The 16,399-nt window shown below is 70.0% G+C and carries 15 protein-coding genes and 1 pseudogene; 10 read left to right on the top strand and 6 right to left on the bottom strand.

All coding sequences use genetic code 11. The annotated features are described in order from the left end of the window. Positions 1 to 89: 89 nt before the first annotated feature. Positions 90 to 283, top strand: a pseudogene (locus ABT009_RS47570) (IS630 family transposase); the annotation flags it as partial. A 42-nt stretch (positions 284 to 325) separates the two neighbouring features. Here ABT009_RS47570 and ABT009_RS37785 read toward each other — a convergent pair. From ABT009_RS37785 to ABT009_RS37765, 5 genes are all read right to left on the bottom strand, one after another. Then, positions 326 to 1,342, bottom strand: a complete 1,017-nt coding sequence (locus ABT009_RS37785) for a 4-hydroxythreonine-4-phosphate dehydrogenase PdxA (protein ID WP_351305587.1) — start codon at positions 1,340 to 1,342, stop codon at positions 326 to 328. Continuing rightward, entirely contained in the window at positions 1,339 to 2,931 is a 1,593-nt protein-coding gene (locus ABT009_RS37780; protein WP_351305585.1) for a tripartite tricarboxylate transporter permease, read from the bottom strand. Before ABT009_RS37780 ends, ABT009_RS37785 begins: the two co-directional genes overlap by 4 nt. Next, positions 2,928 to 3,470, bottom strand: coding sequence for a tripartite tricarboxylate transporter TctB family protein (locus tag ABT009_RS37775; protein WP_351305583.1), 543 nt, complete (start codon positions 3,468 to 3,470; stop codon positions 2,928 to 2,930). The genes ABT009_RS37780 and ABT009_RS37775 overlap by 4 nt, the downstream gene beginning before the upstream one ends. Next, positions 3,467 to 4,432 (bottom strand): tripartite tricarboxylate transporter substrate binding protein, encoded by a 966-nt coding sequence (locus ABT009_RS37770; protein WP_351305581.1) that lies wholly within the window; start codon positions 4,430 to 4,432, stop codon positions 3,467 to 3,469. Before ABT009_RS37770 ends, ABT009_RS37775 begins: the two co-directional genes overlap by 4 nt. A gap of 227 nt (positions 4,433 to 4,659) precedes the next feature. Then, on the bottom strand, positions 4,660 to 5,397 hold the full coding sequence (locus ABT009_RS37765; RefSeq protein ID WP_351305579.1) for a GntR family transcriptional regulator: 738 nt from the start codon (positions 5,395 to 5,397) through the stop codon (positions 4,660 to 4,662). Positions 5,398 to 5,517: 120 nt separating this feature from the next. Here ABT009_RS37765 and ABT009_RS37760 point away from each other — a divergent pair, with 120 nt between their 5' ends. The 5 genes from ABT009_RS37760 (at position 5,518) to ABT009_RS37740 (ending at position 9,939) form a co-directional block, all read left to right on the top strand. Then, positions 5,518 to 6,465 (top strand): sugar phosphate isomerase/epimerase family protein, encoded by a 948-nt coding sequence (locus tag ABT009_RS37760; RefSeq protein ID WP_351305577.1) that lies wholly within the window; start codon positions 5,518 to 5,520, stop codon positions 6,463 to 6,465. After that, complete coding sequence (locus ABT009_RS37755) at positions 6,462 to 8,201, top strand: dihydroxyacetone kinase family protein (protein ID WP_351305575.1); 1,740 nt, start codon at positions 6,462 to 6,464, stop codon at positions 8,199 to 8,201. The genes ABT009_RS37760 and ABT009_RS37755 overlap by 4 nt, the downstream gene beginning before the upstream one ends. Then, the gene (locus ABT009_RS37750) at positions 8,198 to 8,656 is read left to right on the top strand and encodes a ribose-5-phosphate isomerase (RefSeq protein WP_351305574.1); all 459 of its coding nucleotides are present in this window, start codon (positions 8,198 to 8,200) and stop codon (positions 8,654 to 8,656) included. Before ABT009_RS37755 ends, ABT009_RS37750 begins: the two co-directional genes overlap by 4 nt. Positions 8,657 to 8,669: 13 nt before the next feature. Beyond that, positions 8,670 to 9,419, top strand: coding sequence for a triose-phosphate isomerase (locus ABT009_RS37745; protein WP_351305572.1), 750 nt, complete (start codon positions 8,670 to 8,672; stop codon positions 9,417 to 9,419). Positions 9,420 to 9,642: 223 nt separating this feature from the next. Beyond that, complete coding sequence (locus tag ABT009_RS37740) at positions 9,643 to 9,939, top strand: hypothetical protein (protein WP_351305571.1); 297 nt, start codon at positions 9,643 to 9,645, stop codon at positions 9,937 to 9,939. A gap of 273 nt (positions 9,940 to 10,212) precedes the next feature. Here ABT009_RS37740 and ABT009_RS37735 read toward each other — a convergent pair whose 3' ends face one another. Then, positions 10,213 to 11,055 carry an IclR family transcriptional regulator gene (locus ABT009_RS37735; protein WP_351305569.1) on the bottom strand — a complete coding sequence of 281 codons (843 nt, stop codon included), beginning with the start codon at positions 11,053 to 11,055 and terminating at the stop codon, positions 10,213 to 10,215. Between the two features lie 348 nt (positions 11,056 to 11,403). Between ABT009_RS37735 and ABT009_RS37730 the strand changes: the two genes are divergently transcribed. The 4 genes from ABT009_RS37730 to ABT009_RS37715 are packed head-to-tail and all read left to right on the top strand — an operon-like array spanning position 11,404 to position 16,384. Then, entirely contained in the window at positions 11,404 to 12,390 is a 987-nt protein-coding gene (locus ABT009_RS37730; protein WP_351305567.1) for an amidohydrolase family protein, read from the top strand. Between the two features lie 15 nt (positions 12,391 to 12,405). Further along, positions 12,406 to 14,001: a bifunctional 3-(3-hydroxy-phenyl)propionate/3-hydroxycinnamic acid hydroxylase gene (locus ABT009_RS37725; RefSeq protein WP_351305566.1), complete on the top strand. Its 1,596-nt coding sequence runs from the start codon at positions 12,406 to 12,408 to the stop codon at positions 13,999 to 14,001. Continuing rightward, positions 13,998 to 15,290 carry an MFS transporter gene (locus tag ABT009_RS37720; protein ID WP_351305564.1) on the top strand — a complete coding sequence of 431 codons (1,293 nt, stop codon included), beginning with the start codon at positions 13,998 to 14,000 and terminating at the stop codon, positions 15,288 to 15,290. The genes ABT009_RS37725 and ABT009_RS37720 overlap by 4 nt, the downstream gene beginning before the upstream one ends. Beyond that, complete coding sequence (locus ABT009_RS37715) at positions 15,287 to 16,384, top strand: maleylacetate reductase (RefSeq protein ID WP_351305562.1); 1,098 nt, start codon at positions 15,287 to 15,289, stop codon at positions 16,382 to 16,384. Before ABT009_RS37720 ends, ABT009_RS37715 begins: the two co-directional genes overlap by 4 nt. The last annotated feature ends 15 nt before the right edge of the window (positions 16,385 to 16,399 follow it).

The raw sequence follows: 16,399 nt of genomic DNA, 5'->3' as shown, positions 1-16,399 counted from the left end.
TCCGCCCACTGCAAACGCCGCGGCCGGAACGGCAACGCGGTCGAGCACCGTTTCAGCCGCCTCAAACAGCCGCCGCTACGATCAACGGCGCGCGCGGCGTAACCACCGCGGCGGCGCTCGATGCCTGGATCGTCTTCCAGGACGAGGCCGCGCAGTCGCTGACGCCGCCGCGCTCCAGGACCTGGGGCCGCCGGGGCTGCACGCCCGTGGTGCGGGTACGCGGACGGGGATCGGGCCGGGTGTGCTGGCGGGGATGGTCTGCTACCAGCCGGGCCGGCGCACGCCCCACCGTCCTCCGTTCCTCTGCGAGCAATGATGGGAGGAATCAGAGCGAGGCCGCGGCCCTGCGGCGCGCACCGATCTTGACCGCGAGGTCGTAGGCGTTCTGGATCGAGCCGGTGTTGGCTATGCCCTTGCCGACGACTTCGAAGGCCGTGCCGTGGGCGGGTGTGCAGATGGGGACGGACAAGCCGCCGGCTACGGTGACGCCGCCGTCGAAGCCCATCAGCTTCATCGCGATCTGCCCCTGGTCGTGGTACATGGTCAGAATGCCGTCGAATTCCCCGGCCTTGGCGCGCAGGAAGATCGTGTCCGAGGGGAACGGCCCCTTGATGTGGATGCCTTCTTCCGCCATGTCTCCGATCGCGGGGGCGATGATGTCGAGTTCGTGACGGCCGAACTTGCCGTTCTCACCCGCGTGCGGGTTCAGGGCGCAGACACCGATGCGGGGCGCGGAGATGCCGGTTTCGCGCAGTACCTTGTCCAGTAGTCGGCCGGCGGCGGCGATGTTCTCGCGGGTGATACCGGCGTCGACCTCGGCCAGGGAGACGTGCGAGGTGACCCGTGCCGTCCAGAGGCCCGGCAGCACGTTGAGCTCGGAGGTGTAGTCCTCGGCGCCGAGAATGATTTCGAACCAGCGCAGTTCGTCGTTCTCCCGCATACCGGCCAGGTGCAGTGAGGACTTGTTGAGCGGGGCGAAGACGATGGCGTCCACGTCGCCCTTCTTCGCAAGCTCCAGCACATGGCGGAGGTTGCTGAGCGCCCACTGGCCGCCGGCCTCGGTGGCCGCCCTGCGCTCGAACACCTCGACCGGGCGTGCGGCACTGTTGTCGTAGAGCAGCGGCTTTCCGGGGGTGGGTTCGGTGACGTACTCGATCGGGCATCCTGCGTCCCTACCGGCGTCACGCAACTCTGTCTCGTCGGAGATCAGCAGGATGTCGGCGGATGCGACGTTCTCGGGACGGGACAGGAGCTTGGCTATCAGCTCGGGTCCCACGCCGGCGGGGTCCCCGAGGGTGATGGCGACGCGGGGCCGGACCTCGGTGGCGTGTGCAGTGTTCATGAGCGCCTTTCGGTCGATGTGTTGGAGGGATCGCGTTCACGATCGGGGCGCGGGTGCGTGCTGTTGTCGTCGGCTGCAGGACCGGAGCCGGTGTCCGCTTCGGCGGTCTGGACGCGGCGGCCGCGGCGGAGACTTTTGACGACGGCCGGTCCGGCCACCAGTACGAGGGCGAGCACCAGGATGCCCACCGCGGTCGGGCTGGAGAACAGCACGAGACTGTCCCCAGCGGCCAGCGCCGACGTCTGCACCAGCGCCTTCTCGAACAGTGGTCCGATGACCAGTCCGAGGACCAGCGGAGCCACGGGGAAGTTCAGGCGCTTCATCGCGTAACCCACCAGACCGAAGAAGATCACGATCCAGATGCTGAGCATGCTGTTCTTGACCGAGTACGCCCCGATAAGGCTGGTGGCGATGATCAGTGGGTACATGATCGAGTAGCGCACGCGCAGCAACTGCGCCATGACGGGAGCCAGCGGCAGGTTCAGCACCAGCAGGATCACGTTGCCGATGAAGAACGAGGCGAGCAGGCCCCACACGAGGGTGGGCTGGTTCTCGAACAGCAGCGGCCCGGGCTGGATGCCGTAGATCAGGAAGGCTCCGAGCAGGACGGCGGTGGTGGCGCCGCCGGGCACGCCGAGCACGAGCGTGGGCACGAAGTTCGCGTTGGAGGCGGCGTTGGTGGCCGCGTCCGGAGCGACGACACCCTCGATGGCTCCGCTGCCGAGTTTCCGGCGGTTCTTCGACAGTTTCTTCTCCGCGCCGTACGCCATGAATGAGGCCAGCGTCGTGCCGGCGCCCGGCAGGCAGCCCAGCAGGAAGCCGACGACGGTTCCGCGGGCAGTGGACGGGGCGGCCCGCTTCAGGTCCTCCTTGGTCAGCATCAGATCCCGGAACCTGGCCTTGACCGGCTCGGCGAGTCCGATGTGCAGCTGGTTCAGCAGCTCGCCGATGGCGAACAGGCCGATCATGACCTCGACATAGGGCACACCACCGAACAGGGAGATCTGGCCGAACGTGTAACGCGGCATGCCGCTGCCGACGTCCACGCCGATACAGGCGATCAGCACACCCAGCAAACCGAGGCCCATCCCGAGCAGCAGGTTCCTCCCGGAGAACACCACGATGGTGCACAGCCCCAGGATCATCACTGCCAGCATCTCCGGGGGCCCGAAGTCCAGTGCCAGCCTGGCGAAGAACGGCGCCACGGCCGCCAGGGCGAACAGCGAGACCATCGCGGAGACGAAGGCACCCAGCGCCGAGATCGCCAGGGCGGGCCCGGCCCGGCCGTTGCGTGCCATCCGGTAGCCGTCGAGCGTGCTGACCACGGAGGATGCCTCGCCGGGGGTGGCGATGAGGATGGCGGTGATCGTGGCACCGAACTGCGCGCCGTGGTAGATGCCCGCGAGCATGATCAGTGCGGTGAGCGGGTCGAAGGTAAGCGTGACGGGGATGAGGATGGCCACACCGGTGGCGGAGCCCAGGCCCGGGAGGATGCCGATGACGGTGCCGAGCAGCACGCCGACGAAGCACCACAGCAGATTCTCGGCGCTGAGCGCGGCTCCGAAGCCGGTGACGATGTTGTCGATCACAGCACGCTCCAGGTGGCGGGGTCGAACAGGCCGAAGGGCAGCGGGACTTGCAGCACCACGATGAACAGCAGATACGAGACCGCGAACACACCCGCTGACACCGCGGCGGCCCGCGTCAGCGGCAGGCGCTCGACAACGGCGGTGAGGAACAGCGTCATTACTGTCAGGGCGGGCAGCATGCCGAGGATCGGTATCAACAGCGCCGTGGCTGCCATGGTCAGGGTGACCACGAGCAGCTTGGCGCGGATGCGGCGGGTCTCCTCCGGGGTGTGCTCGGCGGTCTCGGCGACTTGGCCGTCGCCTTCGAGCACTGATCCGGTGCGGCTCTCCTGGCGGATCAGTGCCAGGGAAAGCACGAACAGCAGGAGTCCGGCCACCCGGGGCAGGGCGCCGGCCCCGATTGTGCCGTCTTCCGGGTTGGTCCACGGATAGGCGAAGGAACCGAGGAAGAACGCCCCGCCCACAGCCGCGAGGCCGCAGTAGGCGACGAGGACGGGTCGGCGGCGGACGGGCCTCTCCGTACCGGTCGGAACACTCATCTGTACGCCTCCCGTACCTGCTTGTCATAGACGTCGAGGTATCGCGCGAAGCCCTGCCCGTGCTTGTCGGCGGGGATGAGCAGGTCGGACTTGATGTAGTCGCGGTAGGTTCCGGACTTCAGGGCCCGCTGGATGGCCTTGATCCAGTAGCGGCGCTGGACATCGTTGATGCCGGCGGGGGCGAAGACGCCGCGCCAGATCATGACCTCGGCGTCGAGTCCCTGTTCCTTGGCGGTGGGGACCTTGCTGAGGACGGGGTCGTCGTAGCGCTTAGCGGTCAGCGTGCACAGGGCCTTGAAGTCCCCGCTCTCGAGGTATGGCTTGGCTGCCGCGGCGCTGGCCGGGGCCACGTCGATCTGGCCGCCGAGCAGGCCCGTCAGGACCTCTCCCGTGGAGCCGTAGGGGACGACGGAGAACTTTCCTCCGCTCTTCTTGAACTCTGCGATGACCAGTGAGTCCGCGCCGGTCTTGCCGCTGGAGCCGGTCTTGACGGCCTTCTTCGCGCTCGCCTGGACAAGCTCGGCGCAGGTGGAGTACGGGGAGTTCTTGCGGGCCACGACGATCCGGGAGTCCTTGGCGAACATCACCAGGGGTGTGAAGCTGCGGTAGGTGAACGGCACGTCGTAGAGGATCGGCAGTGTGTTCAGCGCTGATTCCGCGACGAGCAGGGCGTTTCCGTTGCCCTTCTCGGACATGAAGGTGGCCCAGCCGACCGCGCCGGAACCGCCCTCCTTGTTCTCGACATTTACGTCGAACCCTGCTTTGAGTTCGTTGAGGCTCTGGGCGAGCACCCGGGCTGAGCGGTCGCTGCCGCCGCCCGGGGCGAAGGCGACCAGCGCCGACACCGAGCCTCGTGGTTTCCAGTTCTCGTCCATCGGAGTCTTGGCATTCGCCAAGGAGCATCCGGTGAGCAGCGTGGTGGCGCTCGTCAGGATGAGCGCGATGCGCAGCGGTGACTTCATCGTCAGCCTTCCTGCGTCGGGAAGGTGGACTCTGAGTGCCGCAAAGGCGGGCAACATCAGAGATCCTATTGGATATGCGGCTTGACGGTACGGTGACACCATCGGCCTGACAAGAGGCGGGACTCGAAGAAATCGGCACGGCCGTCCTCCGTCGGCGCGTCGGCACCACGCACTCGAGGGGCGCGCCATGATGGCGCGCCCCTCGAGTGCGTGGTGCTGACGTGCGGCTAGATCTCGACGGCCCACCGCCGGGCGAGTGCCGACATATGTGCGCGCATCGCCTCCACGGCACGCTGCGGATCGCCGGACTCGAAGGCGGAGAGGATGGCAGCGTGCTCGGCCACGGCCTCGTCGAGGTCCATTTCGCCATGGTCGACCGTCTGGCGCAGCCGGTGCACATGGGCGCTGAGCGACTCGGTCAACTGGAGCAGGAATCCGTTGTCCGCGGCGCGGATGATGGTGAGGTGGAACTCCCAGTCCGCCGTGAAGTACTCGCGCAGATCGGCGTAGTCGGGCGGTTGGGCGCCCTCACCACGCAGTTTCCTCACCCGGTGGGCGCTGAGCACATGCTGGGCGTGGGCGGCGCGCAGCTCCGGCACCAGGTCGTCGGCGTGGGCCGCGGCCCGTTCGACGGCGGCCACTTCCAGCACCGTGCGGGCGTCGATGAGTTCGGCCATCTGGCTCGGTGACAGCGGCTCCGCCACGCGGTAGCCCTTGAGGGCCACGCGGGAGACCAGCCCGGTGTGCTCGAGCTGCACCAGGGCCTCGCGCACCGGCGTGGGCGACACCCCCAGCTCTCGGGCGAGGGAGTCGATCGACATGGAGCTGCCGGGCGGGGTCGATCCGTCGAGCAGCTTCTCCAGGATCGCGTCGTACACGCCGTCACGCAGGGCACGCCGCGGCACCACGGACGCCTTGTTGGCACTCCGGCCGGTGACCGCGCTGCTCACGTCGTTTCTGTTCATCTCGCGGCGATCCTATGCGAGGAAATCCCTCCGCCTCCCCTACCAACAACAAAAAAGATCCTATATGGTCCACGATCCAAGAGCTTCGCTCGCACGGCGGATCGACCCCCGGAGACGACGATGTCCTACTCGGCAGTCAGCTGGCCCATCGGCGCAGCGCTCCTGCAGTTCCCGAACTCCACCAAGGACGGGCTCAGCGTCCAGGACGCCCCAGCCCGGCACTGGGCCAGTGTGTTCCGCGAAGTCGCCGCCGCAGGCTTCGACCATGTCGACCTCACCGATACCTGGCTGCGCCCGGGCGACCTCTCCCCCGAGCGCTTGGCGGAGCTCGCCCGGACCCTCAAGGAGGCAGAGCTGGGCCTCACGGCCGTCACCACGGCCCGACGCAGCGTCATCGATCCCGACCCCGACACCGCAGCCGCGAACCTCGAGTACTTGCTGCGCACGGTGAACGCCGCGGCCGAACTCGGCGTCGGCATGGTGTGCGTCGGCCTGCACCGGCCTCTGACGGCCGCCCAGCGGGAGGCCGTGTGGTTCTGGCATGAACAGGGCGGCCGGGACCCCGACGGCGACGAGCAGATGTGGGCGCTGGCCGTCGAGAGGTTCCGGGCCGTCGGCGAGCGCGCGGCAGGGGCCGGCGTACAGATCTCGCTGGAGATGTACGAGGACACCTACCTCGGCTCGCCGGAGAGCTCGGTGCGGATGGTCCGCGACATCGGCCTGTCCAACGTCGGCCTCAACCCCGACGTGGCCAACGTGGTGCGGCTGCACCGCCCCGTGGCGCGCTGGGAGGAGCTGCTGACCCCCGTACTGCCGTACGCCAACTACTGGCACATCAAGAACTACTACCGCGACCACGACCCCGTCACCGGCGCCTACTTCACCGTGCCCGCCCCCGCCGAGTACGGCGTCATCAACTACCGGCAGGCCCTGGAGCTTGCCCTGGACGCCGGCTTCGAGGGCCCGATCTGCGTCGAGCACTACGGCGGCGACGGCCTCAGCGTGGCCGCCCGCAACCGCGACTACCTCCGGACGATCCTCTCCGTGAAGCTGGCGGACCGGTCATGACCCTGTTGCACAACGACCCGCGATCCTTCGCCGACGAGGCCCTCAGCGGCTTCGCCGCAGCCCATCGCGACTCGATACGCACCGTCCACGGGGGCGTCGTACGCGCCACCGCCACCCCCGCCGGCCAGGTGGCCGTGGTGATCGGCGGCGGCACCGGCCACTACCCCGCATTCGCCGGCTGGGTCGGCCCCGGATTCGCCCACGGCGCCGCCTGCGGCAACATCTTCGCCTCCCCCTCGGCCTCCCAGATCTGCTCCGTCGCCCGGGCCTGCCACACCGGCGGCGGCGCGGTCTTCGCCTTCGGCAACTACGCCGGCGACGTCCTGCACTTCGGGCAGGCCGCCGAGCAGCTGCGCGCCGAGGGCATCGACGTACGCGTGCTGCGCGTCACCGACGACATCGCCTCCGGCCCCGCCGACGACCCCGCACTGCGCCGCGGCATCGCCGGCGACCTACCGGTGATGAAGGTCCTGGGCGCCGCCGCCGAGAGCGGCCTGGACATCGACGAGGTGGAGCGCATCGGCCGCAAGGCCAACGACGCCACCCGCTCCCTCGGTGTGGCCTTCAGCGGCTGCACCCTTCCCGGCAGCGACCGCCCCTTGTTCACCGTGGCATCCTGGCGCATGGGCGTGGGCCTCGGCATCCATGGCGAACCGGGCATCGAGGAACGGGCGTTGCCATCTGCCGACGAGGTCGCCGACCTGCTCGTGGACGGACTGCTGGCGGAGGCCAAGCAGGCATCGGCAGCGGTCGGCGGCGGCGCGGCCGCGGTGGTCCTCAACGGCCTCGGCGCCACCAAGTACGAGGAGTTGTTCATCGTCTTCCGGCACGTGTCCGAACGCCTCGCCGCCGAAGGACTCGACGTCGTCGCTCCCGAAGTCGGCGAGCAGGTCACCAGTCTGGGCATGGCGGGCCTTTCGCTCAGTCTCACGTTCCTCGACGACGAACTGCGGGACCTGTGGACAGCACCCGCGCTCACCCCCGCCTTCCGCCGCGGCGCGATCATCCCGGGACTACAGCGCACCGATGACCTCTCGCACATCCACCAGCCACCCCCGGTCGCCGCCGGCAGCGAGGCCTCCCGCTCCGCCGCGGCCCACATCGCCGACGCACTGCGCGTCGTACGGGACACCGTCACCACCCACGAGGCGCGCCTCGGCCACATCGACGCCGTGGCCGGGGACGGCGACCACGGCATCGGCATGCGGCGCGGCGCCGAGGCGGCCGCGGAGGCCGCAGCACAGGCCGTCCGCCTCGGGGCCGGCGCCCGTACCACCCTGGCCAGGGCGGGTGCGGCGTGGTCCGAGCGGGCCGGCGGCACCTCGGGTGCCCTGTGGGGGGCAGGTCTCACCGCCTTCGGCACCGTGCTGGGCGACACGGACGGGCCCGATGCCGAGGGGGTCGCCGCCGGCGTACGCGCCGCCGTGGATGTGGTGATGCGGCTGGGCGGAGCCACGCCCGGCGACAAGACACTGGTCGACGCGGTCGTGCCGTTCGTCGACCGGCTGGAGGCCGCGCTGCCGCGGGCCGGGTTCCGCGCGGCCTGGATGGAGGCCGCCGAGGCGGCCACCCATGCCGCCGAGGAAACCGCCACGATCACCGCCCGGCGCGGCCGCGCCCGCACCCACGGCGACCGCAGCCTCGGTACCCCGGACGCCGGTGCGGTCTCCTTCGCGCTGGTCGTGACCGCCCTCGGCGACACCCTCCGCTCCGAATCCAGGGAGAACACCTCATGAATCCCCTGCGCATCGTCGTCGGCTCAGACAGCGCCGGATACGACTACAAGGAAGCCCTCAAGAAGGACCTCGAGGCGCACGAGGCAGTCGCCGAGGTCATCGACGTCGGCATCACCGCCGGACAGGACACCGACTACCCGCACGTTGCCGTGGACGCCGCGCGGCTCGTCGCCGAGGGCAGGGCCGACCGTGCCCTGCTGGTGTGCGGCACCGGTCTGGGCGTGGCGATCGCCGCCAACAAGGTGCCAGGCATCCGAGCCGTCACCGCCCACGATTCCTTCTCCGTCGAGCGGGCCGTGCTCTCCAACAACGCCCAGGTGCTGTGCTTCGGCCAGCGCGTCGTCGGCCTGGAGCTCGCGCGCCGGCTCGCCCGAGAGTGGCTCGGCTACCGCTTCGACGACACATCGCCGTCCGCCGCGAAAGTCGCCGCGATCTGCTCATACGACGAGAACTGAGGGACGGTCCGTCATGCTCTGGATCGGCACGAGTTTCAAGATGACGAAGACCAGGGCGCAAGCCGCGGAGTACGCCGCGCGGCTGCGCACGGAAGTCGGCCAGAAAGGCGTCCCTGGCGTCCAGCCGTTCGTGATCCCCTCTGCGACGTCTATCGCGGAGGTGACCGCGGTGCTCGGCGACGACTCACCTGTGCTCGTCGGCGCGCAGAACGCGCACTGGGAGGACGCCGGCGCGTGGACCGGTGAGATCTCGGTGCCGCAGGCCGCCGACGCCGGTGCCCGCATCGTCGAGATCGGCCACTCGGAGCGGCGCGAGCATTTCGGTGAGACGGACGCCACCATTGCCCTGAAGGTCCGGGCAACCCTGCGGCACGGCTTGATCCCGCTGCTGTGCTGCGGCGAGAACGCGGAGGCGTTCGCCAGGGGTGATTCTGTGGAGCACGTCCTGGGCCAGGTCGCCGCGGCCCTGGACGGGCTGGACGACACCTCCCGGGTGCTCATCGCGTACGAGCCGGTGTGGGCCATCGGCGAGCACGGCCGTCAGCCGCACCCCGACGAGATCGCCGACGTGCTCGCGGCGCTCAGTGCAAAGTGGGGCGACCGGGTCACCGCCGTCCTGTACGGCGGCTCGGTCGATCAGGCCAACGCCGGCACGCTGTTGCGCATACCCGGTGTTGACGGGCTGTTCGTCGGGCGGGCCGCCTGGGACGTGGACGGCTTCCTGTCCATCCTGGCCACCGCCCGGGGGATGGCGGGCGGATAGCCCCCTGCCCATGAAAAGTGCGATCCTCACGGGCGACCGGCTCGACCATGTGGCGTATGCCGTCCACAGCATCGGTGTAGCGCTGCTGTGGTGCACGAAGGTGGCGGCCGCCAAGGATCATCGGCACCCCGTGATCGCGCCGCGGAGGCGAAGGCGATGCGGGGGACCTACGGTGGTCCGAGAGGGGCCTGTGAGCCGAACCTGCGTCGCGGAGGAGGCTGTGATGGAGGAGCACTTCGTCTGGGTGACAACGCGCCGCCTCCAGCCAGGCACGCTGGAGGAGTTCGAGAGGTCGTGGCGCCCGGACCCGTATCCGGAGGGCCTGCGCCGCGCTTACGCGTACTGGTCCGAGGACGGACAGGAGATCACCGGGGTTTCGTTCTGGGACTCCAAGGAGGCCTGCGACTCCTGGCGAGCGTCCGAACCGGAGGCGCAGAGGCGTGCGGCCATGGCCTCGTACGTCGTCGAGGAGCGGGAAGGCTTCTACCGCGGCCGTGAACTCTCTGTCCCCCAGCGGTAGCCGTGGGCGGCCGAGGCCACCCAGTGGACGAACACGTCCAGGCCGCCGCCGTCCGCTGTCTGAAGCCGAAGCCCTTGATCACCGATGAGGTGAGATTCGATGGCGGCCGGGCGCACGTCGAGGGACTGCGGTGTTCGGCGAGCCGCGCGCCGCTTCCCGTGCGGGTCGCGGGAGTGTTGGGTACGCGGTGACCGTGCTCCGGAAGCTGCCGGCCCGCTGCACTTCGCCGTTCGCGATCCGGGCGTCGGGACGCAGTCCACGGCTGCCACAGCGTTACGACAAGTGCCCGAGCTCATTCGACGCGGCGGTTACCGTGCCGTGCAACTCGCTGGTCACTTCGGCGAGGTGCTCCGGTGTGCCGATGCTCTCCGGCAGCACGACCGAGATGGCGAGCGGCAACGGGTCATTCGCCGCGAACACGGGTGCCGCGACGGAGATGATGCCCGGAATGACGCCGCCGTGCGTCACGGCGTGCCCGCGCTCGCGGATCTCGGCCCGCGTGGCGGCGACGCGCTCGCGCGTCCAGTCGGTCTCCTTTGCACGGAGTTCGTCGCCGAGCACCTCGTCCGTGAGGCTTTCGGGCAAGTACGCGAGGAAGACCAGGCCGACGGATGACGCGAGCAGGGGAAGTGTGGCGCCGACCCGCACCGTAAGCGGCAGCGGCCGGGAGCCGTACGCCCAGCTCACGACGATCGGGCCGCGGTCTCCCCAGACCGCGAGGTTCACGGAGTGGCCAGTGCGGTCTCTCAGCTGCATCGCGTGGCCGCTCGCGACCGCCACCTCGTTGGTGCGCCGCAGCGCCTCGGCCCCCATGCGGCGCATGGCGGCCCCGAAGTCGTAGAGGCCCGAGGCGGGGTCCTGCGAGGTCAGCCCTATGCGGCCGAGGCTGACGAGATAGCGGTGCACCTTGCTGGGCTGCATCCCGCTCGCCTGCGCGATCGCCGAGAGGCTGAGTGCGCCCCCGCCGCTCTCCAGCGCGAGCAGTACCCGCATCGCGGTTTCAACCGACTGGATCCCCTGTCGCCCGAGGCTGTCGGAAGCCGTGGGCTCCGAGTTCTCCCCGTTCTCGGTCGGGCCGGTCGACGCCACAGAGCCATCCTCTTCCTGCCGTTGCATGAACGCGCTCAGCGTATAGGAGCGGTCGGCCCACCTTCTCCCCTGCTTTGGCCTGCGGGTTTCCGCGCAGGCGGATCGCGCATCCGAGCTCGCACGGCAAGTTTCGCATTCACTATTGCGTAACGCATTACGTTCTGGTGAACTGCGTCCGGTGGCTCTCACAGCCACCCGGCTGCTCCCCGCCGCTCAGGCGGCTGACCCGGCGGCCGTCCAGAGCCGCCGTCCGGCAGCGAACACGCCGGCGACACACACCACCTCACACGCCCGGCCCTCCACCCCCTGGCGGCCGCTCGCTCGTACCCGGCGTGTCACCCGTCCCATGCGAGATCAACCGAGGAGAACTCCGCAATGAAGCTGATAGGCCTCGAAGAGCACTTCGTGACTCCGGAGCTGGTGGGCCACGGCGCGTCCACCGCGTCCATCGCCCAGCCCAGCGCCTGGGCCGAGGCCTCCCGCAGGCTCCTCGACCTCACCGAGGAGCGCCTCGACGCCATGGACGCCGCCGGCCTGGACATGCAGGTACTCTCGCTCAACTCCCCCGGCATCCAGGCGGAGAAGGACCCCGCCGCGGCCGCGCGCCAGGCGGCCACGGTCAACGACTTCCTCGCCGGTGTCATCGCCGAGCACCCCGACCGCTTCTCGGGTTTCGGCGCCCTGCCCCTGCAGAACCCCAAGGCCGCGGCCGACGAGCTGGAGCGCGCGGTGACGCAGCTCGGCCTGCGCGGCGCCCTCGTCAACGCGCACACCCACGGCATGTACCTCGACGACCCCGCCCTGCGCGTCGTCTGGGAGCGCGCCGAACACCTCGACGTACCGCTCTATCTGCACCCGGCCAACGGCGTCGACACCGCGCACGTGTTCTCCGGACATCCCGAACTCGTCGGACCTATGTGGAGCTGGGGAGTCGACACCGCCACCCACGTCCTGCGTCTCATCTTCGGCGGCGTGTTCGACGACTTCCCGAACGCCAAGCTGTTGCTCGGACACATGGGAGAGGGACTGCCCTTCGTGTTGTGGCGCATGGACTCGCGCTGGGACTTCCACGCGCACCACGGCATCGAACTCAAGCGCGGGCGCCCCTCGGAGTACATCCGCCACAACCTCTACATCACCACCAGCGGCGTCTGCTCCCCCGCCCCACTGCTCACCGCCCTGCTCTCGATGGGCGCCGACCACATCCTCTTCGGCACCGACTACCCCTTCGAGGACATCGAGACGGCCACGAACTTCCTGCGCAACGCGCCGATCAGCGACGCCGACCGGCTCAAGATCGGCCACCAGAACGCAGAGAAGCTCCTCGGCCTCGGCCCCGCGGCCGCGTACGCGGGTGTCTGACCGGAGCCGGTAGCCATGACACGCCAACCGGAATCCGCACCGGAACAGAAGGGAACCCACGTGTACGACGTCGCCGTCATCGGGTACGGCCCCGTGGGCATGGTCACCGCGGCACTGCTCGGGCAGGCAGGCCACGACGTGATCGTGCTCGAGCGCTACCCCACCCTCTACAACCTTCCGCGAGCCGCCATCTTCGACGACGAGACGATGCGGACGTTCGACCGCATCGGCATCGCCGGCGGCCTGCTGCCCACACTGCACGTCCAGCGGAACTACGAATGGCGCAACGGCGCGGGCGAGCTCCTGATCGAGCACGACTTCGCCGCCGTCGGGGGCCAGGGCTGGGCGGAGTGGTACATGATGTACCAGCCGTACCTCGAGGACGCCCTCGACAGCGTGGTCCGCGGTCTCGGGAACGTCGAGATCCGGATGGACTCCCGGGTCACCGCACTCCAGAGCACGCACCACGGCGTGGACATCCAGGTCGAAGGAGACGACGCGGTCGTCTCGGCCCGGTACGTCGTGGCCTGCGACGGCGGCAACAGCTTCACCCGCGGATGGCTCGGCATCGAGCAGGAGGACTACGGATTCTCCGAGCCGTGGATGGTCTGCGACTTCCGTCTGACCGGTCCCGCGGACGTCCCGAAGGCCCGCCAGGTCTGTGACCCCGAGCAGCCGATATCGATCATCTCGCTGGGCCCCGACCACCACCGGTTCAGCTTCATGCTCGACTCGGCGGACTCCTTCCCCGTCGAGCGGGAGCCCGACCGGGTGTGGGCACGCGTCGGCGCCTACCTCGACCGCGAGCAGGCCGAGCTCATCCGCGTCGCCACGTACACGTTCCGCTCGCTCGTCGCGGAGCGCTGGCGCACCGGCCGGATCCTGCTGGCCGGGGACGCGGCCCACCAGATGCCGCCCTTCCTCGGGCAGGGCATGTGCTCGGGCATCCGCGACGCCCAGAACCTCGCCTTCAAGCTCGACGCCGTGCTGCGCGGTGCCGACGACGCGCTGCTCGACACTTACCAGAGCGAACGCGAACCGCATGTGCGGGCCATCATCGCCAAGGGCATCGAGCTCGGCCGCGTCCAGACCATGCGCGATCCGGTGGCCACGGCAGAGCGGGATGCCCGCCTGATCGCCCAGCGCGCAGCGAACGGGCACCCTGACAAGATGCGTTTCCCGGGCCTCGGTCCGGGTCTGCACGACGAGTCCCCGCAGGCAGGGCACCTGATGCCGCAGGGCCGGGTAGAGTCGCGCAGCACCGAGGGGCTCTTCGACGACGTGCTCGGCCGCGGATTCGTGCTCCTCGTCGACGGCCGTGACGGCACCTCGCTCGACGCCTCGGCCACCGAGCTCGCCGACGGGCTCGGCGTGGCCGTCCACCACCTGACCGATCGCCGCCTCAGCACCGAGGGGATCACCGATGTCGGCGGCGTCTACGGGCGCTGGTTCGACGAGACCGACCGCGCCGCCGTCCTGTGGCGGCCCGACTTCTACATCCTCGGCACCGCGGGCGTCCTGTCCGACGTCCCGGCGCTCCTGAAGACGCTTGCCACCGCAGTCGAGCCGGTCCAGGCTCCTGCCACCGTCGGAGAAGGGACCCGGCCATGACCGCACCGTCCGCCATACGCCCGCACGTCCGCAGAATGCCCGCGAGCACGTTCATGCTGCTCGCCGCCTGGGTCGTCGCGTCCCTCGAGGGCTACGACCTCGCCGTGTACGGCGTCAGCGTCCCTGCCATCCTGGGCGATCCCTCGCTCGGCATCGACAAGGCCGAAGCCGGCACCATCGGCTCGCTCGTCGGTATCGGGATGCTGATCGGCGCGGCATTCGCCGGAGCCCTCGTCCACCGCACCGGCCCGCGCCGGCTCCTGCTCGTCGGCACCACCGTGTTCACGGTCGGCATGGCGGTCTGCGCGGCCGCCAGCGGGGTCCCGTCCTTCGGCGCCGGACGCCTTGTCGTCGGCCTCGGCCTGGGCGTCGTACTGCCGACGATCAACGCCTTCGTCGCCGACCTCAGCGAGCCGGGCCGCCGCAGCCGCAACGTCGCCCTGATCATGAGCGGCTACGCAGCCGGCGCCCTGCTCTCCCCGCTGCTCGGCACCGCCCTGCTCCCCGACGTCTCGTACCGCTGGCTGTACGTGATCGGCGTGCTCCCCGTGTTCGCGGCCGTGCCGCTGCTGCTCCGGCTCCCGGAGAGCCCCTTCCACCTCAGCCGTACGGGCCGGGCGGACGAGGCGAGAGCAGTGGAGGAGCGGCTCGGCCTCGCCCCGTCCGACATCGCGCCGGCCTCGGACCCGGGTCGGTGGCTCGGCCTCGGCTCGCTGCTGACGGGCGGCCTCGCGGTCTCGACGGTGCTCTTCTGGGCCATGTCCTTCTGCGGGCTGCTGCTCGTCTTCGGCATCAGCACCTGGCTGCCCAGCATCATGCAGGCCGCCGGCTTCTCCCTGGGGTCGGCGCTGCTGCAGACGGCGGCCATGTGGCTGGGTGTCGGCTTCGGTGCCATCGTCGGCGGACGTGTCGCGGACGCACTCGGCGCCAAGCGCGTCGTGGTCGTCGCGTTCCTGGTTGGCACTCTGAGCCTGATCGCGATGAGCACACGCCCGCCGACGCCCGTCATGTTCGTGCTCATGTTCATCAGCGGATTCGGCTTCATCGGTTCCCAGATCCTCGGCAACGCGTTCATCGTGACGAGGTATCCGGACGCAGTGCGGGGCAACGGCCTCGCGTGGGCCCTGTCCGTGGGGCGTTTCGGCGCCATCGTGGGTCCGTCAATGGGCGCCTTCGTGCTCGCCTCGGGCGCCGGCGTCGAGTGGGCCTTCTACGCCTTCGCCGTCCCCGCGCTCATCGGGGCGGTCGCTGCGGGCGCCGTACCGCGGCTGCGGGCGGCGACGGCATGACCGCCGCCCTTCTGTCGCCGGTCGTGTACGAGTCCTGGGGCCAGCGGGTCGTCTTCGGCTCGGGCACCGCCCGGGACGACGTGGCGGCCGAGGTCGCCGGGCTCGGCGCGACCCGGGTCCTGCTGATCGCGGCCGAACGGGAACGCGCCCTGGCCGAGGACGTCTGCAAGGACGTTCCCGTCGTGGCGACCTTCAGCGCCGTCCGTCCGCACGTGCCTGCCGATGTGGCGCAGGCCGTGCGGGCGGCCGCCCGCGAGCACGACGCCGACCTGCTGCTGAGCGTCGGCGGAGGATCGACGACGGGCACCGCGAAGGCGGCGGCGCTCACCACCGGGCTGCCGATCCTCGCCGTCCCCACGACCTACGCCGGCTCCGAGGCGACCCCGGTCTGGGGCCTCACCGAGGAAGGCCACAAGCGCACCGGCGTAGACCCGAAGGTGCTCCCCCGCGTCGTCGTCTACGACGCCACGCTCATGCTGTCGCTGCCGACACGCCTGTCGGTGACATCTGGGCTCAACGCCCTCGCCCACTGCGTCGACGCGTGGTGGGCACCGCGGCACAATCCGATCAGCTCCGCGCTGGCCGTCGAGGGCGTCCGGTCGCTGGCGTCCTCGCTGCCGCGCATCGTCGCCGACGGCCAGGATGTCGGGGCCCGTCGCGACATCCTCTTCGGCACCTACCTCGGGGCCGTCGCCTTCGCCGGGGCCGGTTCCGGACTACACCACAAGGTGTGCCACGTCCTCGGCGGCGCGTACGACCTCGAACACGCCGCCCTGCACTCCGTCGTCCTGCCGCACGTGGTCGGCCTCAACCTGCCCGCGGCGCCGGACGCGGCACGCCACCTCGGAGCGGCGCTCGACGACGCAACCGACCCCTTCGACGCGCTGCTCGACCTCTACTCGACGCTCGACCCACCGCGTTCGCTCCGCGACCTGGGGCTCGCCGAGCAGGAGCTCGACCGGGCCACCGAACTGGTCATGGCACAGGTGCCGGACACCAACCCGCGCCGGGTGACACGCGCCGAGATGCGGGAGGTGCTGGGGCGCGCATGCCGCGGCGACACCCCGGTGCTGGTCCCCCTCACCGACGTATGAGCCACGGCTCCGGAC

Origin of the sequence: Streptomyces sp. NPDC002896, assembly GCF_040295225.1 — a bacterium.
Lineage (GTDB): Bacteria > Actinomycetota > Actinomycetes > Streptomycetales > Streptomycetaceae > Streptomyces.
Note: the sequence above shows the minus strand (reverse complement) of the source record. Positions and strands in the feature narration are given on the sequence as shown.